This window comes from Paraburkholderia sp. 40 (genome assembly GCF_050434105.1).
In the GTDB taxonomy this organism is placed as follows: Bacteria; Pseudomonadota; Gammaproteobacteria; order Burkholderiales; family Burkholderiaceae; genus Paraburkholderia; species Paraburkholderia tuberum.
This window is the reverse complement of the sequence record NZ_JBNPVY010000003.1, coordinates 145,436-170,584: the sequence shown is the minus strand read 5'-3', so window position 1 is coordinate 170,584 and position 25,149 is coordinate 145,436. Positions and strand designations below refer to the sequence as shown.

The following is a 25,149-nucleotide window of genomic DNA, read 5'->3' as shown; positions in this document are numbered from 1 at the left end:
TCCAGATGTTGTCTGTTGTACTTGTATGTAAGGCCGGCCTTCGGGTCGCCTTTAATGACATTAAAGTCATTCATGAGTGTTTTGTCAACATAGACATTACGATCTATACTTAGGCATAACCAAGCTTGGATCCATCATGCCGAACACTACAAAGCGTCCTACCCGTGCGGCGCCAGTCGCCCCGGTTGCCGTTCCCGAACAACGCGAGCCGCGCGGTGCGCGTCGCAAGCGCGAGACGCGTGCCCGTCTGCTCGACGCCGCCCTCAGGCTGATGGCCGAAAAAGGCATGGAGGGCGTGGCGATCAATGAAATCACCGAAGCCGCTGATGTCGGCTTTGGCTCGTTCTACAACCACTTTGAATCGAAGGAGGCGATTTACGCGACGCTTGTCGACGAGGTGTTCGAGGATTTCGCTAACATGATGGATCGCCTCGCCGCTGGCCTTTCCGACCCGGCCGAAGTGATCGCTGTCGCCGTGCGTCATACGGTCCTGCGTGCGCAGCAAGACCCCGTGTGGGGACGTTTCCTGATACGTGAAGGGTTTATTCCGACGCATGCGATGAGCCGCGGACTGGGCCAGCGGCTGCTGCGCGACATTGTGAATGGCATTGCCGCGAAGCGCTTTGTGGTCGCCGACCCGTTCATCGGATTTCTTGCGGTAGCCGGTACGGTCCTCTGTGCAATCGCCGCCGAGCTGAACTTCGTCGCACCGGGCGCGCCCGCGGCAAGCGTACTCAAGGAGCTTGGCTTTAGCGGGGAGCGCTTCCCTGAGCGTACTGCAGCAATGCTGCTGCAGACACTCGGGCTCAAGCGCGCGGAGGCGGAGAAGATTGCAGCGCGTCCGCTGCCGGTCGTGGAGGAGACTGTCGACGCCGATTGAATCAAGAGGTCCGGCGCCATCGGTCTGATCGGCCTGAAGTCAGCCGGGTGCGGCCCGGCGGAGAAGCCCGGTCGGGCCGCTAGCGATTAAACTCAATCACCTGCTAAAGCCTCGACGCTAGCAATCAGCTCGGGCTCCTTGTCGTCGAGAGCTTCGCTGTGGAACCTCGAAACGGCGTGGAGCGCTCGCGACACAGCTCTGACCGGATGAGGCGCCGACGTCAAAAACGGCCACGCATGGAGCAGGTACATGAGTGGCGTGATCTCGCGGCGTTCGCGCCAGCGATCAAGAGCGCGATGCACAGGTCATCGACCTCCTTGCGCAAGCAGGAATCGTCGTTCCCGCTGCTGTTGCAAGCATCGGTCCCGACGATCTTGAATGTTCCCACATAGTTGCGGTGGCGGTTTCGTTCCATTTCCCTCCCGGTGCGTGATGCACCAATTCCTGTATCGGTTCAGCCTGCTAGAGCCGGGCATAACAACGCCGAACTTCTCGTACTCGCAGGGATGCGCGCCGGTGCAACGGCGGACACGGTAGGCAACGCCGAAAATTCCCGGACGACTTCGCCAATTTGAGCGCCTATCCTTCTCACTGCGACTCGATGGCCGTTGACGAGTGCATCGTAACCGGCCGATACGGGCTGGCTGACTATGCTGCGGCAGGTCAATGTTCGTGAGTCGTTCGACTTGCGTACACTCCAGGTGACGTCAAGCAGCGCGTGTGAGCCCGGCCACGATTCAAAACGCTGCACGTCGACGGAGACCTGATACGTGCGAGCGTCCTCAGCGTGACCAGCCCGGTATGTGTCGGGGCCGCCCGCCTGTCGAGTCGCGGCCGCGAGCAGCGCATTGCGGATCTCGTCTGCAAGCGGCGATGCCCAGCGCTCGTCTTCCAGAATCCTGACGCGCGCCGCATCGACCTGTACGACGAGCTGGCTCCTTGCCACTGAAACAGGCACCTTCACCATGCGCATGTCGATCCAGAAGGCCGGACTGACCGTAACATTTGCACGCGTCGGTTCGCTGTCAGTGCCGAGGGTATAGAAGCGAGCCGGCGGGGAAGCACAGGCGCACAGCGCGGCCAGACCCATGACGGTCGCGATACGGGCGATCGCGCGCCGCGCGCGGGATTGGATCAGTTTCACCGTTGGTCTCCTTTCTTGCCGAACAGGAGCGCCTGGGGATGACGTTCCAGATAATCGGCGAGCGCATTGAGGGATTGCAGGGTGCGTGTCAATTCCTGCATCGCATCCTGGATGTCCGATTGCAGGGGCGCGGTCTGCCGGAGCGTCGTTTCGGCGGTACTGAAGGTTTTCTGCGCGGCCGCCAGTGTGTCGCGGGCTTGCGGAACGACCTCTGTGTCCATGTGCCCGAACAGCTTGTTGGCGTTTTCAAGTGCGCCGTTAAGGTTGGCTCCGATCTTGTCGAACGGCACCTGATTCAGCTTCCTCGCAATATCGGCAATCTGCACCTGAAGTTCGTCAAGGGTGTTAGGCACAGTCGGCAGTTCAATAGGATTGCGATGAACATCGACGGTCGCCCGAGGCGCTTTCGGAAACATGTCGAGCGCCACGAATAGCTGGCCTGTCAGCAGGTTGCCGGTTCGCAACTGACCGCGCATTCCCTCCATGACGAGGTTTTCCAGCAACTCATGACCACCCTGCGAGTTGGGAGCCGGTAGCGCTTCGTTGGAGCGCCGGCTGAGCCGGTCGGGATACAGCGCCAGCGATACCTTCATGCTGAAACTCTTCTCCTTTTCGTTATATTCGATACCGATGTCCGTCACCTGCCCCAGCGCGATGCCTCGAAGGTCGACGGGAGCGCCGACAGACAGGCCGCGCAGCGACTGGTTGAACCGCATCACGACATTGAGCGGCGCGCCGTCGGGCTCGCGCATCGCGTCCGACTCGTCCGATGCGAGTCGGAACGCCGCCTTGTCAGCGGCCGGTTGTCCGGCGTCCTGACCCGGCGGCGACTGGAACGCCAGGCCTCCGACGACCACGGTCGCCAGAGATTGTGTATTGAGCTTCAATCCATTCGAATCGAGACGGAGGTCAACACCGCTTGCGTGCCACCACCGTGTATTGGTGCCGACATACCGGTCAAACGGGGCATTGACGAAAACATTGACAACCACTCCCGCGCCGGTCGGATCGAGCGAGAAGCCGACCACCTGGCCCACCTGGATGCGACGGTAGAAGATCGGCGCGCCGATATCGACGGAGCCCAAGGAGTCGCCCCTCAGCGTATATTGATGCCCCGGCTGCCCGGACGTGACGATCGGCGGACTTTCGAGGCCGACAAATGCGGTTTGCCTTTCCGAAGACTGCCCGACGTCGACACCGATATACGCGCCGGAGAGCAGCGTACCGAGGCCCGAGATGCCGTTAGCGCCCACGCGCGGGCGAACCACCCAGAAGCGCGTGCCGCGGCTTGCGAATTTTTCTGCCTGTTTGGTCAGCTCGATCGTGACGATGACGTGCTGCAGGTCCTTTGACAGCGCGACCGCCTGTACCGAACCGATCTCCACGTCCTTGTATTTGACCTTCGTTTTGCCCGCCTCCATGCCCTCAGCGTTGCTGAACGTGACCGTCACTGTCGGTCCCTTGTCGGTGACGGATTTGACTACCAGCGCCACACCGATCAGCGCACAGATGAGCGGCACTAACCAGATGAGGGAGGGAATCCAGCGTTTCCGCGGCTTGATGTCAGGTCTGGGTGGCGTGGGAAGATGCATCGCTCGGAGAGTAGTTCGCAAATATGAGGTTATTTAGGAGTGCGGACGCCGCTAGAACGGTATTCGTTCATCGCCGTGAACCACGCGCTGGCCCGCAGCGGACGTTGTCCCAGATCAGCCGCGGATCGAATTGATGCGACGCGAGCATGGTGAGAATCACCACCGCGCCGAAAGCCAGCGCGCCCGGACCGGCAGTGACAACCGCGAACGAACCGAAATGCACCAGCGCGACCGTCAGTGCGACAACGAAGACATCGAGCATCGACCACCGGCCCACGCACTCGACGAGCCGATGCAGCCTAGCGCGTTCGAGCGGCTGCCAGTCCGGACTGCGACGGGCCGCTACGATCTGCAGCGTGAGAATCGCGAGTTTGAGCATCGGCACCACGACGCTGGCTACGAACACGACGACGGCGAGTGGCCAGTCGCCTGAAGTCCAGAAGTACGCCACGCCGCCGAGGATCGTGTCCTCCTCCGAGTGGCCGAGGGATGACGCGTGCATGATCGGCAACAGATTCGCGGGTATGTAGGCGAGCGCGGCGGCAAGAACCAGACTCGACGTGCGCGTCACGCTATCGGGATGGCGCGTGTGCAGCACCGATTCGCACCGCGAGCAGCGCTGCTCTGACGACGCCGCGATGTGCTTCTGCACCAGTCCACAGGTATGACAGGCTATGAGCCCGGCGCTGCGCGCCGTCATATGCGCCGTCGGCGCGGGCTTCAGGCCGAAGAACGTCGGGGCTCGCGGGGCGCACCTGCGCGTCACTCTGGTCCAGCGGATCTCAGCGGGTTGTCGAAACTTTATTTCGTCCCGCGTCGACCAGAGCACGCGCGGGTCGAAAGTGGCGAGAAACGCCAACATCAACGTGAGTGCACCGAATGCAAACAGTCCTGGCCCAGGGATCACCTGCGCCATGCTGACCATTTTCACGATCGTGATGACCACGCCGAGCATGAACACTTCGATCATGCCCCATGGACGGATGAGCTGCACGACGCGAAGCATTCGATTGAAATGACGTACTACCTTGCCAAGGCGCAGCGGAACGAGCACATAGAGAAGGGCGAGGAGTTCGATCAGCGGAAACAGGATCGCCGAACATAAGACCATCGTTGCGACGATGCGCATGTGCCCCGTCCACAACGACTGCACCGCGCCGAATAGCGTCGCCTCCGACGTCATACCGTTGGTCTGCAGTTGTATGACCGGGAAAGCCTGCGCAATACAGAATGTGATCAAAGCTGCAACGGTGAGCGCACCAATCCGGTCGAGGGGCACGCTCGATGCCTGCGTTCCTTCCAGGCTCGCACGGCAGCGCGAGCAGCTCGCAGTCTGCCCGCCCCGCAGCAAAGGCTTGCGAAACAGCAGATCGCACTCGTGACAGGCGATCAGTTTCTTATAGTCCATACAGGGAACCGGACAACCTGAAGTTCTGGCGCGTTCGATGCACGTGAAGTCCGTCTTGACCTTCCTGCACGTGGGCGCATTCTTATTTCGGATATGAAACGACTGCTCCGATACCCGCTGGTGCAGTCGAGGAAGAGCGGCCTGATCGGCAGGTCGCTCTTTCCGTCTTCATCGACACGCGATCATTGCGCCGACGCTGTTTGCGGCTGGCCCGGCGGCAGTTCGCCCATCGACTGGAACAGTGCGACGGTATCGTTCATGCGCTGGCTTGCCGCGCGCACGGCGCCGATCTGTGCGCTGAGAAAGCGCTGCTCGCTGGCATGCTCCGCCGTTGACGGCAGCGAACCCATGCGGCGGCGCGACGCGGTATCGTCGAATCCCGCCTCCGCTGCCTGTGCCGCTGCTTCAGTCGACGCGAGTGTCTGTGCGTCGTTATCCAGCGCGGCAAGCGAATCCGCGACATTCTGGAACGCCGACAGTACGGTGGACTTGTAGTTCAGCACCGCCGCATCGTAAGCATCGATCGAGGCCTTGCGGTGCGCGAACAGCGCCCCGCCATGGAAGATCGGTTGCGACAGGCTTGCACCAATGGCCCACAGCCCGCCCGCGCCTGAGAGCACCGCCGGCCAGCTAAAGCCGCCGCGGCCCATCGAGGCCGTCAGCGACAGGCTCGGAAAGAGCTGCGCGGTCGCCGCGCCGACGTCGGCGGCGGCGGCCTTCACGGCGGCGTCGGCTGCCTGAATGTCGGGGCGCGAACGCAGCAGGTCCGACGGCACCACGACGGGCACGTGTTCGGGCAACGTCAGGCTGTCGAGGTCGGGAACGGCCGGGGCGTTGTCCGGCGTGCGGCCCATCAGCACCGCGAGCGCATGGAGGGCTGTGGCGCGCTGCTGGCGTAACGCAGGAAGACTCGCCGCAGCCGAAGCCGCATCCTGCGTCGATGCGAGCGCCTGCGCACGGGAAACTGACCCGAGTGCGTACCGCTGCTGGTCCTCGTTCGCGACCGTCCTGGCCACGGCGACGAGCCGTTCGGTGAGCGCGATCTGGCGATCGAGTGCCGCCACGCTGATCGTCGTACCGACGATGTTTGCCGCCAGCGCGCGCCGCGCCGCCTCCAGTTGATACGCCTGCACGTCTACGCGAGCGGCGCTGGCCGCATTCGCCGAACGCGTCGCACCGAACAGGTCAAAGGTGTAGGACGCGAGAACCTGTCCGGCAAAAAAGTTATAGCTAACCTCGCTGGGGCCGATGCCGGGCACAAGCGGTGAACGCCCGCGATCGACCTGTGCGGCAGCATCGATTGAAGGCAGCGTCGATGCGCCGACCTGGGCGCGCAGTTCCTGCTGCGCGGCCGCCAGCGTCCGCTGCGCAGCCCCGAGCGTGGGGCTGTTGCGCAAGCCTTCCTCGACCAGTGCATTCAGCGCGTCCGACCGGTAAAGCTGCCACCATTGCGGAACGCCCACTGCGCCGATATCGAACTGCTGCGCCACGCCGCCCGCTGCGACGGTCTTCGCCGGCTGTGCCCCGGCACCGTAGTGCGCAGGCGAAGGCATCGCCGGGGGTGCGCCGTTCGGGCCGAACGTGCAGGCCGTCAGTGCGATGGCCACAGCCACGGCCATCACGGATGTCTTGTAGGCGAAGCTCATCATCAAACCTCCATCTGCTCGGCGACGACCGGTTGCGTTCCGCGCTCGTCGTGCCGGACCCTGAAGCACGCCGCGTACAGCGCGGGCAGGAAGAACACGGTCAGTACCGTCGCAATCGTGATACCGCCCATCAGTGCGGTCGCCATCGGACCGAAGAAGCCCGAGCGCAGCAGCGGAATCAGCGCGAGGACGGCGGCAGCGGCCGTCAGCATGATCGGCCTGAAACGCCTTATCGTTGCGCCGATAATCGCGTCGAAGCGCGGCTGCCCTGCCGCGATATCCTGATCGATCTGGTCGACCAGAATCACGGAGTTGCGCATGATGATGCCGAACATGGCAATCACGCCCAGCAACGCGACGAAACCAAAGGGCTTGCCGAACAGCAGCAGCGCGGCCACGACGCCAATCAGACCGAGCGGTGCCGTCAGCACGACAATGAAGGTCCGCGCGAAGTTCTTGAGCTGGATCATCAGCAACAGCAGCACGGCGATGATCATCAACGGCATTTCGGCATTGATCGACGTCTGGCCCTTCACGCTTTCTTCGACCGCGCCGCCCACCTGAATGCGATAGCCGACCGGCAGCCTGGCGGTTTCCGCCGCGAGCGCACGTTCGATGTCGTGGGTCACGTCGATGCCCTGCGCGTCGCCGCGCACGTCCGCCTGCACCGTGATGGTCGGCTGGCGGTCACGTTGCCAGATGACGCCGTACTCGAGCGTATTGCGCACGTGTCCGAGCGAACCGAGCGGCACCGGGCCGTTCGGCGTCGGAATCGCGAGGCTCGTGAGCTGCGCCGGATTGACACGTTCGCTCCTGGGCGCACGCAGATCGACGTTGATCAGCTTGTCGCGCTCGCGGTACTGCGTCACCGTGTAGCCCGATAGCGTCATCGCGAGGAAGTTCGACACGTCTTCCGACGTGACACCAAGCTGGCGCGCACGGTTCTGATCGATCTCGAACGAGATCGAGCGCTCCGCCGGCTCGTCCCAGTCGAACTGGACGTTGCGCGTGCGGGGATCGGCGCGGGTCTTGTCCGCCACCGTCTGCGCAATCGATCGGACGGTCGCGATATCGTCGCCGCTCACCCGGAATTTGATCGGGAAGCCGACCGGCGGACCATTCTCGAGCCGGGAGACGCGCGCTCGCACGCCGGAGAAATCCTTCTCGAGCTTGCCGTCCAGCCAACGCATCAGTTCCTCGCGGTTTTCCACGCTTTTAGCCGTAATCACGAACTGCGCGAAATTCGGCTGTTGAAGCTGCTGGTCGAGCGTCAGGTAGAAACGCGGCGCGCCGGTGCCGACGAAGTCGACGAAGTGGTCGATTTCGGCTTTGCCGTCGAGTACCTTTTCCAGGCGCTTCGCTTCACGCAGCGTCGCTTCGAACGAGGCGCCTTCCGGCAGCCGCAGGTCGACCAGCAGTTCCGGCCGTTCCGAGTTCGGGAAGAACTGCTGCGGCACGCGCGTGAAGGCCAGCATGGAAATCGCGAAAAGCACGACGGTGACGCCGAGCACGACCCATCGACGCTCGACGCACCACGCAACCCATCCCGACAGGTGCCGGTAGAAGCCGGTGTTGCCGATTTCATGCGGATCATGGTGTGCACCGCCGGGTTCAGGCTTGCGTTCCGGCAGCAGGTAATAACCCAGCAACGGCACCAGCACGACGGCCGCGAACCACGAAACGATCAGCGCGATGGCCGACACTTCGAAGATCGAACGCGTGTATTCGCCCGTGCTCGATTTGGCGAGGGCAATCGGCAGGAAGCCGCATACGGTGACGAGCGTGCCTGTCAGCATCGGGAATGCCGTGCTGGTATACGCGAACGCTGCCGAGCGCGCCCGGCTCCAGCCCTGCTCCAGCTTCACCGCCATCATTTCGACGGCGATGATCGCGTCGTCGACGAGCAGGCCTAGCGCGAGCACGAGCGTACCGAGCGAGACCTTATCGAGCCCGATATTGAACATGTGCATGCAAAGCGCCGTCACCGCCAGCACGATCGGAATCGTGATCACGACGACCATGCCGGTGCGCAGGCCGAGCGAGACGAGGCTCACGACCAGCACGATCGCCACCGCTTCGCCAACCGATTTCACGAACTCGTCCACCGAGTGCTTGACCGCGTGCGGCATGCTCGAAACCGGCGCGAGTTTCAGACCCGCCGGCAGCGTTGCCTGCAGTTCGGCGGCTTTTGCGTCGAGCGCCTTGCCGAGGTCGATCACGTCGCCGCCCTTTTGCATCGTCACGCCGATGCCGAGCACCGCCTGGCCGCCGACGCGCATCTGGGTCGCCGGCGGGTCGTCATAACCGCGTGTGACCTTCGCGATGTCGCCCAGCCGGAACGTGCGCTTGTTGATGGTGATCAGCATGTCGGAGAGCGCCTGCACATCCTTGAGCGCGCCGCTCGGCCGCACGAACACGCGGTCGTCCGCGGTCGTGATGGTGCCGACGGGCGCCACGGCATTCTGTGCGTCGATCGCCTGCGCGAGCTGTTGCGGCGTGATCGAAAGCCGCGTGAGCTGCGCATTCGGTATCTCGACGAAGATGTGCTGATCGGGGTCGCCAAAATAGTCGACCTTCGCCACACCGGGTATGCGCAGCAGGACTGTGCGCAGCCTGTCAGCGTAGTCGTGCAGTTGCGCCGGCGAAAAGCCGTCGCCTTCAAGCGCATAGATGTTGGTGTAGACGTCACCGAATTCGTCGTTGAAAAACGGGCCGACGGTTCCCTTCGGCAGCGTCGCGGCAATGTCGCCGACCTTCTTGCGCACCTGATACCAGGTATCCGGCACTTCCTTGACGGGCGCGGAGTCCTTCATGGCGAAGAAGATCATCGACTCGCCAGGCCGCGAGTAGCTCTTGATGTTGTCGATGTTCGGCGCGGCCTGTAGCTGGCGGCCGATCCGGTCCGTGATCTGTTCCTGCACCTCGCGCGCAGTCGCACCAGGCCAGTAGGTCTTGATCACCATCGTGCGGAAGGTGAACGGCGGATCCTCCGACTGCGCGAGTTTCGTATAGCCGATTACGCCGAAAAGCGTGGCGAGCCCGATCAGAAAGATCACGAGCTGCTGATGACGCAACGCCCAGGCGGAAAGATTGAAGCCGCCTTCGCCAGATTTGTCTGCCCCGGAAGACGGGACAGGCGCGCTCTCGCGCACGGATTCATCGTCGCGTGAATTCATGACGGGAAATCCTCCGGATGCAAGGGCGCCACCACCTGCACATGCTGGCCTGCGCTCACGGCGTGTACGCCCTGCACCATGACGCGGTCGCCGTCGCGGAGGCCCGATGCGATCGAGACCGTGCGCTCGTCGTATCGTTGCACCGTCACAGGACGCAGTTCGAGTGTGTCGGTGCCGGTACGCACCACCCACACAGCAGGCTTCTCGCCCTGATGAAAGAGCGCCGTCACCGGCACGGTGAACGGCTGTGCGTCCGACGCGTCACCGACGGCATCGAACGCAACGGTGGCCGTCATGCCGAGGCGCACTTCAGGGCCGGGCGCGTTCAGGCTGAGCTTGACGCGCCAAGTACGGCTTTGCGGATCCGCGCTAGGCGACACCTCGCGCACGCGGGCCTCGAAGGTCTTGCCGGGTAGCGCCGGCAGCGTTACGCGCGCCATGCTGCCGACTGTCAGCGAGCTCAGCGTGCGCTCGGGCGCGTCGCAGACGATGTCTACGTCGCCCGTCCAGTCGAGGTGATAGATGGATTGGGTTGCCTGAACGTTCTGGCCCGTGTCGGCGTCCTCCGAGGTAATCACGCCGTCGTGATCCGCAGTCAGCGTCGCATAGCGAAGATTGTCCGAGGCGAGCGCCATCTGTGCGCGCGCCGAGTCGCGCTGCGCAACAGCGGATGCGTACGCGTCCTGCGTCTGTTCGAGCTGCGCCGGTGCAATCAGGTTTGCCTGCGCCTGCGCCTGATCGCGATCGAGCTGCTGCTTCGCGTAGACGAACCGGTGTTCGGCGGCATCGAGCTGCGCTCGCGCGTTAGCCAGGTTACTGCGCAGGTCGGTCGGGTCGAGCAGCGCAACAACCTGTCCCGCCTTGACGGCGTCGCCGAGGCGAACGCGCCGTTCGATGATCTTGCCGCCCACTCTGAACGAAAGCGCCGTGGAGTAGCGCGCCTGCACCTGAGCCGGCAGCGACGCACTTGCCGTGCGCCCGTCAGCGTGGACGGCCAGGGCGACCACGGGCTTCGGCTCTGGAGCGGCGGCTTCGCGCTGGTGGCATGCCGCGAGCATGACCGCGCAGCAAGCCGCAAGCACCATGCGTGCACACTGCGGAGATTGAACGAGGGAAGGTAAGAAGCGACGCGCAGGCGCCTGCGCGATAGGGCCGGAATGTTTCACGATGTTCACAAGACGGGTGATAACCCTGGTAAGAAAGTTTCCTGATGCCGTGCAAACCCGAGTGCCAGCAAGCACGGTTCGCTATCAGCGCGGACGCATAAAACAAGCTTCGTTGATACGTTAGTCCTGCTTATCGACGTGCATGTCGGTACTTGCCAGCTCGATGTGCCTCCACGCAACCAGTACGTGGGGCAGCGCCCGTTCATGCCTACCGCCCGGTGATCTGCTGGTCTATCTGGTCTGTCAGTTCCGGCCGAGGACTCGGGATCGACCGCTAACGGATTTTTTTCGCTCCGTCGGCATCGTCGGGTCCTTCGTACGTCCGGTTGTCGGCGACGCGGGTGACATTAGACCCAATACTGAGTATATTGTCAACTATGACATATATATCTAGAATCCGGATATCGAATAACCACGACTACGGAGCCGACATGCCACAAGCCCCCCAACCGCGCGCGAGCCGCGGACGCTCTCTCAAGGCGCCAAGTGCGTCCCACGACGCGATCAATCGAAGCTATCCGCGCGGTGCCCGTCGCAAACGCGAGACGCGCGCGCGCCTGCTCGACGCTGCGCTGAAACTGGTGGCGGCCAAGGGTTTGAGCTCCGTCACCATTAACGAAATCACCGAGGCAGCCGACGTCGGGTTCGGCTCCTTCTATAACCACTTCGAATCCAAGGAAGGCATCTTCACGGCGCTCATCGAATGGCTGTTCGAGGAATTTGCGGATACGCTCGATCGCCTCGCCGCGGGGTTGTCCGATCCAGCGGAAGTGATCGCCGTCTCAGTCCGTCACACGCTCCTGCGGGCCTACCGCGAGCCAGTTTGGGGGCAACTTCTCATTCGCGAAGGTTTGTCGCCGCGCCTGCTCAGCAGGGGTCTCGGCCTGCGCCTGCTGCGCGATAGCGAGAAGGGCATTTCAGAAAGGCGCTTTGTGATCGCGGACCGGCTCATGTCCGTTATCACCGTGATTGGGACGGTGCTCGCGGGAATTGCCGCCGAAATGCAACTGGCCATCTCGTCGAAGCGGACCGTTCGTGCGCGAAAGGTGCTTCGCTCGAAGGAGGAGAAGTTTGCCCAGCGAACCGCCGCCATTGTGTTGCAGGCGTTCGGTCTCACACGTGTAGAGGCCGAGCGGATCGCGCGACGTCCACTGCCCACCGTTCCCGATGCTCCGACCTTGCCGTGACAGTGCAACTAGCGCGGCGTTTCCGCGCCATCGCAGGTGCGGCCGCCCGGTGCGGTGTCGGGTTGGTGGGTAGGCGGGGCAGGTGCCCGGACGTCGAATCGGGCGATCGCGATGCCGGTCAGCCCTGGTAAAGCGCACTCGCGAGATAGCGGTGGCGCAGTTCCCGCAATGCCGATGCGAGGATGGCGCTGACCGGCAACGCGAGCAGCACGCCGAAGAATCCGAACAGCCGCCCAAACGCCAGCAACGCAAAGATGACCGCGAGCGGATGAAGGCCGATGCGCTCGCCAACCAGTCTCGGCGTCAGCACAAAGCTTTCAAGAATCTGGCCGACGCCATACACCGCGACCACCACGGCGAGGCCATACCAGTCACCGAATTGCAGCAGCGCCGCCAGCAGCGCGAACGCGAGGCCGGTCGCAAAGCCGATGTAGGGAACGAATACGGCAAGCGCGCTAAACAGGCCGACGGGCACCGCCAGATCCAACCCTGCAATCGTCAGCACAGTCGGGTAGAACACCGCGAGCACTGCAATCACCAGCAGTTGCCCGCGCAGGTACTGCGACATCATGCAATCGATCTCTCCGACGAATTCCCGTGTCTTGCCGAGCCAGCGCCGCGGCACGAAGCTCGCCATGCGCTCGAACGCCTCGTGCCTGTCGTAGAGCAGATAGAACAGGACGAGTGGCATCAGCACCGCATTGCTCACGACATTGATCATCACGTTGCCGCTGGTGCGCAGGTACTGCCATACGGCAAGCATCGCGCCCTGCCCGTCCGCTTTGAGACGGGCCGCCAGCACCTCGCGGATATTCGTCACATCGAGCGAATAATCCAGTCCCAGAAAAGCCAGACGCGGCTTCAGCCATCCATCGAGTTTTGCGACGATAAATGGAATTTGCCTGATGAGTTCCGGCCCTTCCTTCTGGACCACTACGCACATGAGCAGCATGACGAGTGCGACGGACAGAGCAAACAAGGACATCATCACCAGCGCCGCAAGGCCGCGCGGAATGCGATGGCGTACCAGCCACTCCACGCCCGGCTGCAAAATGTATGCGACGAGCGCACCGAGCAGAAACGGCGTGAGAACGGCACGCAGGTTCCACAGCAACACGCCGGCCGCTAACGCAACGGCGCCCCAAAACAGAGATTGACGATGGTATACAGTCATAAGCGCCCCCACTGGGCGAGTGATCGAGTGGCTTTCGTCGTTGGGCCGAAGCATCGGCGGAAGTCGCCGCGCGGCGCATCCGTCAGATCGGCGTCGCGCCGCTAGCCGCGCTGTGGGTACGCCTGTCATCACCCTGCTGGCGCGACGGGTCTTGCGGCGTCGCCGGTTTGCTGGTGCCTGTCTGCGATTGGCCGCCGGGTTGCCCGGTGACTTCGATCCACAATGGACGCGCCATCGGATCGGGCGGCGACATTATTGCCGGTGCTGGCATCGCGGGAACGACAATCGCGATGACGCGCGGCGTGGGCATCACGGTCGTGGAACAACCGCAGACCGTCGCAGCAAGCGGGAACGAGCACAGCAAGGCGAAAAAGATGCGCGGTCGGCGCGTCATTCCTGCCACCGATGCAGCGAATCGTTCAGGTCTGGTTGAGCAGTCATGGGTGACATCTCCACGGTTGATTCAGCGTGCGCTGGCATTGCGGCGACTCGCCTACAGCAACTTCGCGGACGGGCCAGTATTTGATAATATTATCACATTCGCGTGATTGGTCAATATTGATTCTAAAAATCGAGCCGCGCTGCATCCGCCATCGCCGGTACGCCGTGCGCTGCGCTGCCGGTCCGACTCCCGGCCAGTTCGCAGACGCGCAGCGGGCTCAGTGCGTCAGGACGCTCGGGTGCGCGGCGAGGCGCTCGACCTCGAGTAGCGCCTGACCCAGCACATCGATAGCTCCATTCGTGGTGGAGGCCGTAGCAGCGCTGCGCAACGCGTGCTGAACGATGTCGTGAATGACGTCCGTGTTCGATGAACCGGCGTGGAACGTAAGTTGGTGTGCCATAAGTATTCCTGCGTAAAAACGAAGCCTGTTTCATGTGGACGCAGTATAAGCAAAGCGCGCCGCAATTCGACGCGCGCAATTATGAGTTGCGAGATCTTCAATGCACGGTTTGCGTGAATCGCGAATCGCTGACATAAGAACAGCAAGCATGCTCGACGGCTGATCCCGCTTGCGTAACCCCCGGCTGGATAGCGTCGAAGCAAATGTGCTGCGTGTCATTCAGACGGTCCGCACCGCCCTTGCCTCCGGACACACTAAAGAAGCGCGCAACCGCTTCAGCGCAGTCGCGCTACAACCTTGCAGCGACGACAACTATCCGTTGCCCTGGGGATGCTTGTAAGTAGATAGTAAGTGACTAAACTGGCACTCAACGAACTGGCAAACAGCACTCAAGGCCTCGCCAGACCGTTGTTCCCCAAACACCGCGTCTCCATCCGACGCTCGATATGGAGTCTGATCATGCCAAAGTCGAAGACCTTCATCCCCGTCCCTGTTGTCGCGTCGATCTTGTCCTTCTCGACCGCCGCATTCGCTAACAGCAATGGTCCCCAAGCGTATGAGCAAGCGGCTTCTCAAGCGGTTCAGCGTCAAACGGTCGGCTACCACGAACGCGCAAGCGCCGATACGCAACATGCAATGGACTTTCAGGCAGTGTTAGCCCGCGTGGAAGCCCAACGACAGGCGTTCAACAACTACGGCGGGGTGACTAGTTCGTCGGCTTCCCTCCCGTCAGACAACGTAGCGTCGGATAAACCCGTCGACTTTAGTACCGCAACAGCGTCCTGGCGTTACAAGGCAACCTTGGCCGCGCGTTGATACGGCCCGCGGCTGCTAATCGCATCAAGATCAATACAACCAACTGTAGAGAATTGAAATGAAAAAGATCTTCCTCGTACTGTTCGCCTTCCTTACCAGCACATCCGTTCTTGCGCAAAACAATCTGCCGCAGCAATTGCCGTCGCAGCAGACAGCGTCCGCCGGGCAACCGTCCACGAAGCAGCTTTCACAGGGTGGGTCGCAGCTTCCGCAACCTCCACAGCTTCCGCAGATTCCGCAACTTCCGACACAAGCGTCGACGCAAGTGCCGACCCAGCTTTCGAAATAACCCCGTATGGCTGCGCAACCCGCGCAGCCATACCTGAGAGACCGGCGATTGTCGCGGCTACCCGGATTCTGTTCATCGCAGTAGGCGCATGTGATGCACGACGGCGTTTGCGGCGATTCGTTCATGACGTCGGCAAATCGCTGGCCGCGAGACCCTGGATGGGTGAACAATGGACTGCCCTCAACGCTTCGTCAGCAATTTGATGAGGCGCTGCATCTTCGTCGGCTGCCTGCGGGTTTCGGCGATCGCATGGACCGCCATCGGCGTGCCCCGCCATCCGGGCATGATCCGGAGTAGCCGTCCACTGGCTCATTCATCGTGACGATTGGCTCCGCAACAGGTTGATACCCATGTCAGGCGTTGCAAACGGCGGATTTCGCCGACGCTGTGTAGGGTGAACCGTCCACCTAGCGACACGGTGGTGCTTCGCTTGCCGTCTCCCACGGTCCGCGAGCGTCCAGGCGCCAGCCTATGCGGCGTCAGTCCCGTCCGTTGGCCCATATGCGGCCAGGAACATGTCGGCCGTTCTTTGAACGACCTTGGCGATATTGCGCGCACTGGTATCCGCCGGCACGCCCAGCAGGCGGAGTTCCAGCAACTCCGCCTCGTACAGCCCACGCAAATGCGCTGTCGCGATGGCTGCGTTACAGCTGCGCAGCTTCCCGGCGTCAATCAATTGCTGCCGCAAGTCGGTCACCACTCCCCAGCCGGGCTTCGGCCCGCGCTCATAGAACAGAGCGCCGACCTTCGACCGGCCACCCTCAAGATGCGCGAGACGGCGCACCGCGAGCAGTTGCGGTGTCAGGACCACAACCGGACAGTGCTTGCCGAAGCTCAACAGTGCGTCGCGAACCGGCACGGTGGTCTTCAGTCGCTCGAATGCAGCTCCTACTCCTTGTTGCGCGGCGGCGCCCATGAACTCGGCGAACATCTCCTCTTTCGACTCGAAGTAGTTGTAGAGCGTGGCCTTTGACACGCCTGCCCGCGCCGCAATCTCGGACATCGACGCCTGCTCGAGCCCCAATTCGCCGAATCGCTTTACCACGGCCATCGCTTTCCGGCAGCGGTCATCAGTTGCCTGCGTGATATCGAAGAACTGTTGTTCGAGCGCGGGGTTATCGTCAGTTACGAGACGATCCGTCGCTTGTGCGACAAGTTCGGTGGGTGCTTCGCGCGCCGTGTGAGAGCGGCGCGTCACAAGCCCGGCACCACGTGGCACCTTGACGAATTATTTGTGACGTTGCGCGGCGAGCCCTACCTGTTGTGGCGCGCCATCGAAACCACCGACATCATGCTGCAGATGGTCGCGAGCGATCGCGGCGTCGCCGCGCTGGCTCGCCGAGGAATACGCGGACCGTATGCCGGTGGTCAGCGTGAAGCTAGGCAAGACCGGCATCGCCAGGCAGATTTTTCTCGGCACGCGCGAGGCGGACGCGTCGCTCGACTATCTGCATTCGCTCGTGGAGTTCGCGCGCAAGTCGAGCTGGAAGGGCTCAAAGCCGCGGCGCTGAACGCTGCGTTTCGCGGGTCGCCTGTGGACGCGCGTTCCGTCATAACGCGCGGCAGGCGTCCGCGCAACGGCGGCACGCATCGCTGCGATCCTGGCAATGCTGCACGGGATGACGCGTGCAGGCGCGCGCACAGGTCGCGGACATCGCGCATGGACTGCGTGTCGCGTGCGGGGGCTGCCGACGCGATGAAACGGACGATGCCGGGCTGCCTGCAAATCGAACCGCAGCCCGGAGGCAGCGATGGAACGCCATGAGCGCTTCTAGAGAAACGCTGTCCCCGAATCCGTAGGGGACGTCGCAGTATCCGAACACTATGTGGCGTCGTGCGCTGTCCTTCAATGCTGGGTAACGGACATCACGGATAGCGCTGCGCGCGCCACATCCGGTGCGAAGCTTTTGGTTCTCGTCCTTTGCCAGCTTGCCGGTTCGGCTCTGTACGCAACTCATGCATTACCAACACGCTGCGCGTCCGTTGCGGGCCGCTGGCGCGACTATGATGGAGATGGGCACGCGCTTATCATGCCCTTCACGCGCTGCCCGGGTGTAATTCAGCGGCCGGCGCCGGTAACGATGCCGGCCTCTTTGTATCTACGAAGCACTGGTCACCGCGTGGCCGCCAGTACGCGCACCGGAATCGACTTCGCGCCCGGCACCTTGCTCTCTTTCGCGTAGTGCCATAGCGGCAGCAGCGGATTGCATTCCGGGTAATAGCCGCCGATGCATCCCTGCGGCACGTCGAACGGCACGACGGTCAGTCCGTCGACGTGCCGCTCGACGCAGTCGTCCGCGATCGTCTCGAGGCAGATGCGGTCGCCGTGCGCGAGTCCGCGCTTCTCCATGTCGGCCCGATTCATCAGAATCACCATGCGCGAACCCTTGATGCCTCTGAAGCGGTCGTCGAGGCCATAGATGGTCGTGTTGAACTGGCTGTCGCTGCGCAAGGTCATCAACCGCAGCGAATCGGGCTCACGCGCGGGCATGTCCGGATCTTCGCCGATCGAAGTCGGCACCATGAATTCGGCCTTGCCGCTTTTGGTCTTCCACTTGCGCTCCCGCGCCGGCAGCGGCCGGATCACGCCGCCGGGTGTCCACATGCGCGCCTCGAAATCACCGAACATCTCGGGCCATGTCTTCGACATCTCCAGACGCACGCGCGAATAGTCGTCGCGCCATGCATCCCAGTCGACGCTAGAGCGCTCGCCGAGCGTCGCCTTCGCGATGCCCGCGACGATGAACGGCTCCGAGCGGATCGTCGGCGCGGCCGGTTCGGCCATGCCACGCGAGCCATGAAAGTGCGCCGTGCTGTCTTCCATCGACACCGCCTGCGCGCCGCCCGCCTGCCGGTCGATCTCGATGCGGCTCAGACACGGCAGCAGATACGAGCGCTGGCCGTGCACCAGATGGCTGCGATTGAGCTTGGTCGCCACGTTGACAGTCAACCCGAGCGCGGCCCACGCCGGTTCGGTGCGCACCCGGTCGGGCACCGAGCGCACGAGGTTGCCGCCGAGGTTGATCATCGCGTTGACCTTGCCGTCGAGCATCGCCTCGAAGGCCTCGACGATGTTCATGCCTTTCTCGCGCGGCGGCTCGAACGAAAACTGTCTGGCCAGTTGATCGAGCGGCGCGAGCTCCGGCTTTTCGGTGATGCCGACCGTGCGCTGTCCCTGCACGTTCGAATGCCCGCGCACCGGCGACGGCCCCGCGCCCGGCTTGCCGATATTGCCGCGCAGCAGCAGCAGATTGCACAGCATGCACACGTTCTGCACGCCCATCCGATGCTGCGTGAGACCCATGCCGTAATGGATGATCACCGCGTTCGCGTTCATGTACTCGTCGGCGGCTGCCTGGAGCGCGTCGCGCGGCAATCCGCTCACTCGCTCGATGTCGTCCCAGTTCGCGTCGCGCGCGTACTGAGCGAATTGCTCGTAGCCGTTCGTATGCTCGCGGATGAAATCGACGTCGACGACGCGCGCGTCGCCCTTGCTCACCGCGCGATCGTCCGCTTCGATGACGAGCTTGCAGATGCCGAGGATCGCGGCGGTATCGCCACCCGTCTTCACCTGGTGGTATTGCGTGCTGATCTGCGTATCGCTGGGTGTGAGCATCTCCAACGCTGACTGCGGGTTTGCGAAATGCAGCAGTCCCGGCTCGCGTAGCGGATTGAACGTGATGATCGGCACGCCGCGTTTGCGCGCGTCCTGCAACTGATGCAGCATGCGCGGGCTATTCGTCCCGACGTTCTGGCCGAAGAAAAACATCAGGTCGGTCTTCTCGAAGTCGTAGAGCGAGACCGTACCGACGCCCACGCCAATCGCTTCCTTGAGGCCGACGCTGGTGCTTTCGTGGCACATGTTCGAGCTGTCGGGCAGATTGTTCGTGCCGTACATGCGCGCGAAAAGCTGCAGCATGTACGAGGTTTCCAGCGAAGCGCGGCCCGACGTGTAGAACACCACGCTGGCCGGGTCCAGCGTGCGCAGCTCCGCGCCGATCGCATCGAATGCTTGCTGCCACGGCACCGGCACGTAGCGGTCGGTAGCCGGGTCGTAGCGCAGCGGCTCGGTCAGCCGCCCCGCCTCCTCGAGATCGTGGTCGTGCCATTTTGCAAGTTCGCCGACCGTGTGGACCTCGAAGAAATCGGGCGTTACGCGTTTGGCCGTCAGATCCCACGCGGTCGCTTTCGCGCCGCTTTCGCAAAACTCGAACGTATGCGGATCGGCCGGCTTCGCCCACGAGCAGCTGACACACATGAAACCGTCGGGCTTGTTCTGATGCATCAGAACCTGGCTATCCTTCAGCGGCGCTTTTTCCTGCAGCAGGATCGTCGCAACCGCCTTGATCGACCCCCATCCGCCCGACGCGTAGGGATGCGCGTCGCTTTTGTCTTCCTTGTTCATGAGCCCACCCGTTTGGCCATAAATGTCACGTCATGACGTATCAGCACATCGCGTTCCCGGCCGCGGCGCCCTACGACGCGTTGCGCGGCGCACGCCGCGGCATCGTGTTCGTCACGCCCGAGCAGTTGACGCGGCCCGAGCTGATCGACGCATTGCGGGCGCGTTCCCGGCAACGCATCGAACCCGTCGTCGTCGATGAAGCGCACTGCGTGTCACAGTGGGGCCACGACTTTCGGCCGGCATTCCTGCGCATCGTCCGCGCGGAACGCGCCAGGCGCAAGACGTGAGCGATCCGCGAAGCACCGGGCGCGCTCGCAAGCCTGCGAGCGTCACGCCATCTGCTCCGCCGGCACCGCCACCGAACGGCCCGCGAGCCGCTCGAATTCGTCGACGTCGTGGCTGCAAAAAATCGTCAGCGCGGGGCTCGCCCTCTTCGCCAGATCACGCAGGCGGCGCTGGTTGTACAGTCGCGCCGCGCGATCCTTTTCGAGCATCCACTGATAGAAGCGCAAACCGGGTGCGCAATGCGGACGCACCGGGTCGAGTTCGCCGTTGTCGAAATAGGCGTCGCCCGCGAGCAGCAACCAGCCGCCATCGCCGTGTACCGCGACGCCCGCGTGACCATAGGTATGGCCTCGCAACGGCACGAGCGCGATCTCGCTCGCGAGTTCTTCGATCGGATGGACCTTGGCGAAGCCCTCCCAACGCTCGGTGTACTGCGGCGAATGCACGCGCCACATGTTCTGATACGACCACTGCTGCGGCCTGAAGCGCTGCCGGTCCAGCCACGTCTTCTGCTGCGCCGCGTATTGGCGCTCGCTCGCGAGCATGTGCACCGTCGCGTGCGGAAAGTCGTCGAGTCCGCCCGCATGGTCGAAATCGAGGTGCGTCATCACGATGTGGCGCACATCGGCCGGGTCGAAACCGAGCCGCTCGATCTGCCTGATCGCCGTCATTTCATTTCGGAACTCAGGCTTCAGCAGTCTCAGGAAGAATTTGCCGAGGCGCGAATAGGGATCGGCGACATCGCGCAGACCGAAACCGGTATCGACGAGCACGAGCCCCGCCGGACTTTCGACGAGCAGGCAATGGCAGGTCAGATGCCCGCGGCGGATCAACGAATCGGGGTGCCCGTTGAACAGCTTGCCGCACAGCGGGCAAGTCGAAATGCAGTTCAGATGATGCACTTTCATGCCGCGCTCCCGGTCACGGTGACTGCATTCCTGCTGGTCGCTTCCACGGCAGCCGTCGCTGCACGACCGTCTGCGTCATTCGGCGAACAGATCCGGTCCGAACACCTCGTAGTGAATCTTCGACTCGTGAATGTCCAGGTTTTTCAGCGCGTCGTGCTGCATCCGCATGAAAGGAACAGGACCGCAGATGTAGTAGTCGGCGTCGGGCAACAGGATCTCGTCGCGCAGCTTGCTGAGGCCGATGAAACCCGCGTAATCGTAGTCGCGGCCCTGCACGTCGGTATCGAGCGGCGCGTCGTAGAACACCATCGCGCGAAAATTCGACTGGGTGGCGGCGGTCTGCTGCAAACGGTCGCGCATCGCGTGCACGGCGCCGTTGCGCGCACCGTGAATGAACACCACGCGCCGCTGCGGGTCCTGAATCGCGCGCTTCAACATGCTGACCATCGGCGTCAGACCGACACCGCCGCTGATCAGCACGATCGGCGTCTTCGCATGAACATCGATATAGAACGTGCCGTACGGTGCCGCCAGTTTGACTTCGTCGCCGACGTTCACGTGATCGTGCAGCAGCGAGGACACATAGCCCGGCGGTCGCCCGGCCTCGCCGCTCTCGCGCTTGACGGAGATCCGATATGTATGGCCATTCGGCACGTCGGACAAGCTGGATTGCCGGATCTGCTGCAGGCCGAGCGCGAGCACATCGACGGCAATGCCGATGTACTGACCCGGCTCGAAGTTCGCGACCGGCTGTCCGTCCTTCGGTTCGAGAATGAACGACGTGATGACGCTGCTCTCGGGTCGCTTCTCCTTGACGACGAACGTGCGCCATCCGGTCCAGCCGCCCGGCTGCGATGCGCGAGTTTCGCGCAATTCGGCTTCCATGCCCATCAGCACGTCCGCGAGATTGCCGTATGCCTGCGCCCACGCGGAGATGATGTCGTCGGTCGCGGCGTCGCCGAGCACGTCCTTGATCGCGCCAAGCAGATGTTCGCCGACGATCGGATAGTGCTCCGCCTTCACGTCGAGGCTCGCGTGCTTGCTGGCGATATTGCGCAGCACCGCGGCGAGACTGCCCGGGTCCTCGATGTTCTCGGCGTATGCGTACACGGCGCGCGCGAGCGCTTCCTGCTGCTGCCCCTGCTCCTGGTGGGCCATGTTGAACACGTTCTTCAGTTCGGGATGCGCCTCGAAGAGCCGCCTGTAGAAACGTTGAATGATCGTATAGCCGTGCGCTGCCAGAACCGGCGCCGTGGCCTTGACGATGTCCTTGGTTTTCTGCGTGAGCATTTCTTTCCTCCTGCAACAGGACGACTGGTTGCCTCGCTCGTGCGCGTAAGTGGCGGGTGGAATTGTCCGATCGCGCATACGCCTTCAAGCGTATCCAGGCGACCATGCTCCTCCAACCGATGCTGGCTGTCCACAAGCTGAAGGCAATGGACACGCCCGAGCAAACGCGCGCGCCGCGACACGTCCAACATCGGTCGTCCGATTGCAGACGAACGCGGGTCGGTCAGGAACGTGCCGTGGCCGCCGGCACGCGCTGGAAGCGTTTCCGTCAAGGTCCGAAAAACGTGTTGCAGAATTTGCCGGCCACATTGCACGTCTGTTGACCGGAAGGCCGCACATTGGTGCGCTCGGCCGACGTCGCGCATCCACCCATCATGGCGACGGCAAATGTCATCACGAGCGTTCCGCGCAGCGCTGCCGCGTGCCGATTCTTCGCAGCGTGAGTCGTGGTGCGATCACAATCGCAACGCGCGGATGCGCCGCGCTTGCGTGCATCGGTAGCGCACGAGCCTTGTCCGACATCAGGCATTTCGCCCTCCCTCGCGATAGTCACCACGTTCATCGTGCCACGCACAAAGGGATTTCCAACGAGGGTACCCGAGCGTTGGCGCGATCACCGCACCGCCTTTTGCTATTTTGATCCAGATCAGAAGTTGACCGACTAACCGACGACGGCGCGAACTTCATTTGCACACGCTGTCATCACGACGTCATACCAACAGTCGAGCGTAGAAGCAACCCGGCGCGTCGGTTCGTCGAATGTGAGTCCCGCAAACTGCGGCGCGAGAGTGGACGGGGCTGTCCACAATGCGGCTGTCTCGGACAACTCACTGCGATGTATTTTTTTTTTGCGAATGCGAGCGTATGCTGAATCCGGCGTTTTCGGACATGTCATCAAGCCGGTATGACTTACTGTGAACGACGAGTAAGCTGGAGATAACCAAACGGGGAGAGAACCTGTGAAAGCCGCGCGTAATTACAAAACAGTCACAAGGCAATTGACGCACGTCAGCGCGATTGTCCAGCGCCTCGAACAACTCGTTCAAGGCGACCGCGTCGACTGGCAGGCCACGGGAATTGCGAAGCCGGCTTACTGGCGCGCGCGCATCGAGGCCAACGCCGAACTGCCGCCGGCGCTGCAGCCGCAAGCGCGCCCTTTGCTCGCGCGGCTCGCTACGCTCGAAGCACGGAGCCAGCGCCGCTCGAGCGCGCAGGGCGGCAATTAGCGCCGCGCCCGTCGCGCATTATCATCGCGCACCGGCACGATCACACACTCACGCGACGAAGGACATGATGATGCGGACCTACGAATACCACGGGTTCACGATCGAGGTGACCGTCGCGGCGGATTTCACGTTGCGCCCCGCCGGGCGCGCGGCGGTACGCACGCGCTACGCGGCGGTGGTTCACATCTATCAGGCGGGTGCTGCGGTCGCAACGTTCTCGCCGCTGCGCGTCGACATTGCGGGCAGCCGGCCGTTCGACACCGAGGCCGATGCGTTGATGGGCGGATATAGCGCGGCGCGCCGAATCGTCGACGACCTGTTCGCCCGTGCGGCGGATGCCGCGGACTCCGCGTTGAGCGCCCTCACGAGCAGCAAAGCAGTGCGCTCGCGGCAGCCGGCACCGCGTTGATCGATTGCTGGGCAGCGGGAATGGCGCATGCGGTAACCGCCGGCACCCTTTGCCTGGAGAAACGCCATGTCCAATGACGCCTCATCGCTGTCGCCGTCGATTACGTCGATGATCCGCCTCGACCATATGCACGTGCTCGCCGCTTCGCACCGATACCACGCGTCCACGCCGTGGTGGCGCAAACGCGCGATCGTCAACGGCGTGTGCGACGCGCTCGATATCCACGCGCAACTCGAGGAGTGAAATTTTCTACCCGGCGCTCGACCGCGCGCTCGGCAATGACGAGGCACTGAGAAAAAGCCGTCCCGAGCACGACGAGATGCGCGCAACGATCGCGAAGCTGCGCGGGATGGGCCCCGAAAACGCCGCCTACGACGGGCTCTTTTATCAACTGATCCGCGAAGTCGCTCATCATGTCGCCGACGAGGAAACCATCCTGCTGCCCGACGCCGAGCGCGTGCTGAAGAACGAACTGCAGTCGCTCGGCGCCGCGATGACGCGCCGCCGGATGCAGTTGCTCGGAGAGCGCCCGATGGACATCGCGGTGAATGCCGCGGGCACGTTTCCGATCGCCACGCTGCTGCTGGGATCGACTGTATTGCTCGCATTGCGGCATTGGCTGCCGAGGTCGCGTCGCGCGGCACAGACGCGCTAGCACATACTACTGACACCACGGGGCGCCGCCCGCGATCGCGCATCAATGATTCGGGCGCGATGCACCCGGCGTGCGCCCGCGCCGCTGTTTCGTCTTCGCCGGTTCACCCGGCTCGACGAGCCCGGCCGCGACGCGGCGCGCGGTTTCGGCCGCGATGTCGAGCGCGTCGTCCCATGACACGTGGCCGCACGTCCCGCGTCGCTCGAAGATCGTGTGATGCTCGCCGCCACGCTCCGTCACGACCACGACCCACTGGAAAGCGCCTTCCGAATCCCGGATGACGGTCCAGCTTACGAGGAAGTCGGCAATCTCTATCTTCTGCAAGCGCATGTCCGGCTCGCTGTCGATCCGCTTCGTCGACCGGCTCTGTTCGAATGTACGCATGGCACGAGGTCCTTCGTTTTGGCCCTTCGTTCAGGGCCTGGTTCTGCTACAACGTGCCCGGCAGATTGCCGCCGGCATCGGGCTGTTTCGGTTTGTCGTTCATCACGGCTCCCTTGATCGATTCATGTCTGGGCCGAGCAAGCGCTATACCGCGTGGCCGCGCGCGATTGCAGCGTCACTGCCGCGGCACGACTACGGCAACGTCTAGGCGACCACGGAGTCGCCCTGCTTCGTGCCGCGCGAGAACCAGAAGCTTTGGATCGCGCG

21 protein-coding genes and 2 pseudogenes are annotated in these 25,149 nt (G+C 63.0%); 10 read left to right on the top strand and 13 right to left on the bottom strand.

The window, feature by feature from the left end:
* The first annotated feature begins 136 nt into the window (after window positions 1–136).
* Window positions 137–880, top strand: a complete 744-nt coding sequence (locus OKW28_RS16180) for a TetR/AcrR family transcriptional regulator (protein WP_429448724.1) — start codon at window positions 137–139, stop codon at window positions 878–880.
* 454 nt (window positions 881–1,334) lie between these two features.
* Here the strand turns inward: OKW28_RS16180 and OKW28_RS16175 are convergent, their stop codons facing one another.
* From OKW28_RS16175 to OKW28_RS16150, 6 genes are all read right to left on the bottom strand, one after another.
* On the bottom strand, window positions 1,335–2,024 hold the full coding sequence (locus tag OKW28_RS16175) for a PqiC family protein (RefSeq protein WP_429447235.1): 690 nt from the start codon (window positions 2,022–2,024) through the stop codon (window positions 1,335–1,337).
* Window positions 2,021–3,616, bottom strand: coding sequence for an intermembrane transport protein PqiB (locus tag OKW28_RS16170; protein ID WP_429447233.1), 1,596 nt, complete (start codon window positions 3,614–3,616; stop codon window positions 2,021–2,023). Before OKW28_RS16170 ends, OKW28_RS16175 begins: the two co-directional genes overlap by 4 nt.
* Window positions 3,617–3,683: 67 nt before the next feature.
* On the bottom strand, window positions 3,684–5,024 hold the full coding sequence (locus OKW28_RS16165) for a paraquat-inducible protein A (protein ID WP_429447231.1): 1,341 nt from the start codon (window positions 5,022–5,024) through the stop codon (window positions 3,684–3,686).
* Window positions 5,025–5,206: 182 nt separating this feature from the next.
* Window positions 5,207–6,670 (bottom strand): efflux transporter outer membrane subunit, encoded by a 1,464-nt coding sequence (locus OKW28_RS16160; protein ID WP_429448722.1) that lies wholly within the window; start codon window positions 6,668–6,670, stop codon window positions 5,207–5,209.
* 2 nt (window positions 6,671–6,672) lie between these two features.
* Window positions 6,673–9,846, bottom strand: coding sequence for an efflux RND transporter permease subunit (locus OKW28_RS16155; protein ID WP_429447229.1), 3,174 nt, complete (start codon window positions 9,844–9,846; stop codon window positions 6,673–6,675).
* Window positions 9,843–10,931 (bottom strand): efflux RND transporter periplasmic adaptor subunit, encoded by a 1,089-nt coding sequence (locus OKW28_RS16150; protein ID WP_429447227.1) that lies wholly within the window; start codon window positions 10,929–10,931, stop codon window positions 9,843–9,845. The genes OKW28_RS16155 and OKW28_RS16150 overlap by 4 nt, the downstream gene beginning before the upstream one ends.
* Before the next feature lie 512 nt (window positions 10,932–11,443).
* Between OKW28_RS16150 and OKW28_RS16145 the strand changes: the two genes are divergently transcribed.
* A complete protein-coding gene (locus OKW28_RS16145) occupies window positions 11,444–12,199 on the top strand; it encodes a TetR/AcrR family transcriptional regulator (protein WP_429447225.1) in 756 nt (251 codons plus the stop codon).
* 118 nt (window positions 12,200–12,317) lie between these two features.
* Here OKW28_RS16145 and OKW28_RS16140 read toward each other — a convergent pair whose 3' ends face one another.
* Window positions 12,318–13,373 (bottom strand): AI-2E family transporter, encoded by a 1,056-nt coding sequence (locus tag OKW28_RS16140; RefSeq protein ID WP_429447223.1) that lies wholly within the window; start codon window positions 13,371–13,373, stop codon window positions 12,318–12,320.
* Window positions 13,374–13,579: 206 nt separating this feature from the next.
* Between OKW28_RS16140 and OKW28_RS16135 the strand changes: the two genes are divergently transcribed.
* Entirely contained in the window at window positions 13,580–13,921 is a 342-nt protein-coding gene (locus OKW28_RS16135; RefSeq protein ID WP_429447221.1) for a hypothetical protein, read from the top strand.
* Window positions 13,922–14,032: 111 nt separating this feature from the next.
* Here the strand turns inward: OKW28_RS16135 and OKW28_RS16130 are convergent, their stop codons facing one another.
* Complete coding sequence (locus OKW28_RS16130; protein ID WP_184006903.1) at window positions 14,033–14,215, bottom strand: hypothetical protein; 183 nt, start codon at window positions 14,213–14,215, stop codon at window positions 14,033–14,035.
* Window positions 14,216–14,674: 459 nt separating this feature from the next.
* Between OKW28_RS16130 and OKW28_RS16125 the strand changes: the two genes are divergently transcribed.
* Both OKW28_RS16125 and OKW28_RS16120 read left to right on the top strand, forming a co-directional pair.
* Window positions 14,675–15,031 (top strand): hypothetical protein, encoded by a 357-nt coding sequence (locus OKW28_RS16125; RefSeq protein ID WP_429447219.1) that lies wholly within the window; start codon window positions 14,675–14,677, stop codon window positions 15,029–15,031.
* A gap of 58 nt (window positions 15,032–15,089) precedes the next feature.
* Window positions 15,090–15,320, top strand: coding sequence for a hypothetical protein (locus OKW28_RS16120; protein ID WP_429447217.1), 231 nt, complete (start codon window positions 15,090–15,092; stop codon window positions 15,318–15,320).
* Between the two features lie 469 nt (window positions 15,321–15,789).
* Here the strand turns inward: OKW28_RS16120 and OKW28_RS16115 are convergent, their stop codons facing one another.
* Window positions 15,790–16,371 carry a TetR/AcrR family transcriptional regulator gene (locus OKW28_RS16115; protein WP_429447215.1) on the bottom strand — a complete coding sequence of 194 codons (582 nt, stop codon included), beginning with the start codon at window positions 16,369–16,371 and terminating at the stop codon, window positions 15,790–15,792.
* A gap of 216 nt (window positions 16,372–16,587) precedes the next feature.
* On the opposite strand from OKW28_RS16115, the pseudogene OKW28_RS16110 reads away from it, so the two are divergent.
* Window positions 16,588–16,831: pseudogene (locus OKW28_RS16110) on the top strand (LysR family transcriptional regulator); the annotation flags it as partial.
* Window positions 16,832–17,433: 602 nt separating this feature from the next.
* Here the strand turns inward: OKW28_RS16110 and OKW28_RS16105 are convergent.
* Window positions 17,434–19,725, bottom strand: coding sequence for an FdhF/YdeP family oxidoreductase (locus tag OKW28_RS16105; RefSeq protein ID WP_429447213.1), 2,292 nt, complete (start codon window positions 19,723–19,725; stop codon window positions 17,434–17,436).
* A gap of 32 nt (window positions 19,726–19,757) precedes the next feature.
* On the opposite strand from OKW28_RS16105, the gene OKW28_RS16100 reads away from it, so the two are divergent.
* Complete coding sequence (locus OKW28_RS16100) at window positions 19,758–20,012, top strand: hypothetical protein (RefSeq protein ID WP_429447211.1); 255 nt, start codon at window positions 19,758–19,760, stop codon at window positions 20,010–20,012.
* Between the two features lie 42 nt (window positions 20,013–20,054).
* On the opposite strand, the gene OKW28_RS16095 is transcribed toward OKW28_RS16100, so the two are convergent.
* Window positions 20,055–20,918, bottom strand: a complete 864-nt coding sequence (locus tag OKW28_RS16095; protein ID WP_184023474.1) for an MBL fold metallo-hydrolase — start codon at window positions 20,916–20,918, stop codon at window positions 20,055–20,057.
* Between the two features lie 75 nt (window positions 20,919–20,993).
* Window positions 20,994–22,208, bottom strand: coding sequence for an NO-inducible flavohemoprotein (gene hmpA, locus OKW28_RS16090; RefSeq protein ID WP_429447209.1), 1,215 nt, complete (start codon window positions 22,206–22,208; stop codon window positions 20,994–20,996).
* Window positions 22,209–23,167: 959 nt separating this feature from the next.
* On the opposite strand from hmpA, the gene OKW28_RS16085 reads away from it, so the two are divergent.
* The 3 genes and pseudogenes from OKW28_RS16085 (at window position 23,168) to OKW28_RS16075 (ending at window position 24,498) form a co-directional block, all read left to right on the top strand.
* On the top strand, window positions 23,168–23,434 hold the full coding sequence (locus OKW28_RS16085; protein ID WP_429447207.1) for a hypothetical protein: 267 nt from the start codon (window positions 23,168–23,170) through the stop codon (window positions 23,432–23,434).
* A 64-nt stretch (window positions 23,435–23,498) separates the two neighbouring features.
* Window positions 23,499–23,843 carry a hypothetical protein gene (locus tag OKW28_RS16080; protein WP_429447205.1) on the top strand — a complete coding sequence of 115 codons (345 nt, stop codon included), beginning with the start codon at window positions 23,499–23,501 and terminating at the stop codon, window positions 23,841–23,843.
* A gap of 66 nt (window positions 23,844–23,909) precedes the next feature.
* Window positions 23,910–24,498 (top strand): annotated as a pseudogene (locus OKW28_RS16075) (hemerythrin domain-containing protein).
* A 42-nt stretch (window positions 24,499–24,540) separates the two neighbouring features.
* On the opposite strand, the gene OKW28_RS16070 reads toward OKW28_RS16075, so the two are convergent.
* The gene (locus OKW28_RS16070) at window positions 24,541–24,882 is read right to left on the bottom strand and encodes a hypothetical protein (RefSeq protein ID WP_429447203.1); all 342 of its coding nucleotides are present in this window, start codon (window positions 24,880–24,882) and stop codon (window positions 24,541–24,543) included.
* Window positions 24,883–25,149: the final 267 nt, after the last annotated feature.

Coding starts and splice junctions, on each gene's coding strand:
- OKW28_RS16100 (WP_429447211.1), top strand. CDS start 19,758: ATGACGTATCAGCACATCGCGTTCCCGGCCGCGGCGCCCTACGACGCG.
- OKW28_RS16070 (WP_429447203.1), bottom strand. CDS start 24,882: ATGCGTACATTCGAACAGAGCCGGTCGACGAAGCGGATCGACAGCGAG.
- OKW28_RS16115 (WP_429447215.1), bottom strand. CDS start 16,371: ATGGCCGTGGTAAAGCGATTCGGCGAATTGGGGCTCGAGCAGGCGTCG.
- OKW28_RS16165 (WP_429447231.1), bottom strand. CDS start 5,024: ATGGACTATAAGAAACTGATCGCCTGTCACGAGTGCGATCTGCTGTTT.
- OKW28_RS16150 (WP_429447227.1), bottom strand. CDS start 10,931: ATGGTGCTTGCGGCTTGCTGCGCGGTCATGCTCGCGGCATGCCACCAG.
- OKW28_RS16170 (WP_429447233.1), bottom strand. CDS start 3,616: ATGCATCTTCCCACGCCACCCAGACCTGACATCAAGCCGCGGAAACGC.
- OKW28_RS16130 (WP_184006903.1), bottom strand. CDS start 14,215: ATGGCACACCAACTTACGTTCCACGCCGGTTCATCGAACACGGACGTC.
- OKW28_RS16080 (WP_429447205.1), top strand. CDS start 23,499: ATGATGATGCGGACCTACGAATACCACGGGTTCACGATCGAGGTGACC.
- OKW28_RS16180 (WP_429448724.1), top strand. CDS start 137: ATGCCGAACACTACAAAGCGTCCTACCCGTGCGGCGCCAGTCGCCCCG.
- OKW28_RS16145 (WP_429447225.1), top strand. CDS start 11,444: ATGCCACAAGCCCCCCAACCGCGCGCGAGCCGCGGACGCTCTCTCAAG.
- OKW28_RS16140 (WP_429447223.1), bottom strand. CDS start 13,373: ATGACTGTATACCATCGTCAATCTCTGTTTTGGGGCGCCGTTGCGTTA.
- OKW28_RS16125 (WP_429447219.1), top strand. CDS start 14,675: ATGCCAAAGTCGAAGACCTTCATCCCCGTCCCTGTTGTCGCGTCGATC.
- OKW28_RS16120 (WP_429447217.1), top strand. CDS start 15,090: ATGAAAAAGATCTTCCTCGTACTGTTCGCCTTCCTTACCAGCACATCC.
- OKW28_RS16160 (WP_429448722.1), bottom strand. CDS start 6,670: ATGAGCTTCGCCTACAAGACATCCGTGATGGCCGTGGCTGTGGCCATC.
- OKW28_RS16155 (WP_429447229.1), bottom strand. CDS start 9,846: ATGAATTCACGCGACGATGAATCCGTGCGCGAGAGCGCGCCTGTCCCG.
- OKW28_RS16105 (WP_429447213.1), bottom strand. CDS start 19,725: ATGAACAAGGAAGACAAAAGCGACGCGCATCCCTACGCGTCGGGCGGA.
- OKW28_RS16095 (WP_184023474.1), bottom strand. CDS start 20,918: ATGAAAGTGCATCATCTGAACTGCATTTCGACTTGCCCGCTGTGCGGC.
- hmpA (WP_429447209.1), bottom strand. CDS start 22,208: ATGCTCACGCAGAAAACCAAGGACATCGTCAAGGCCACGGCGCCGGTT.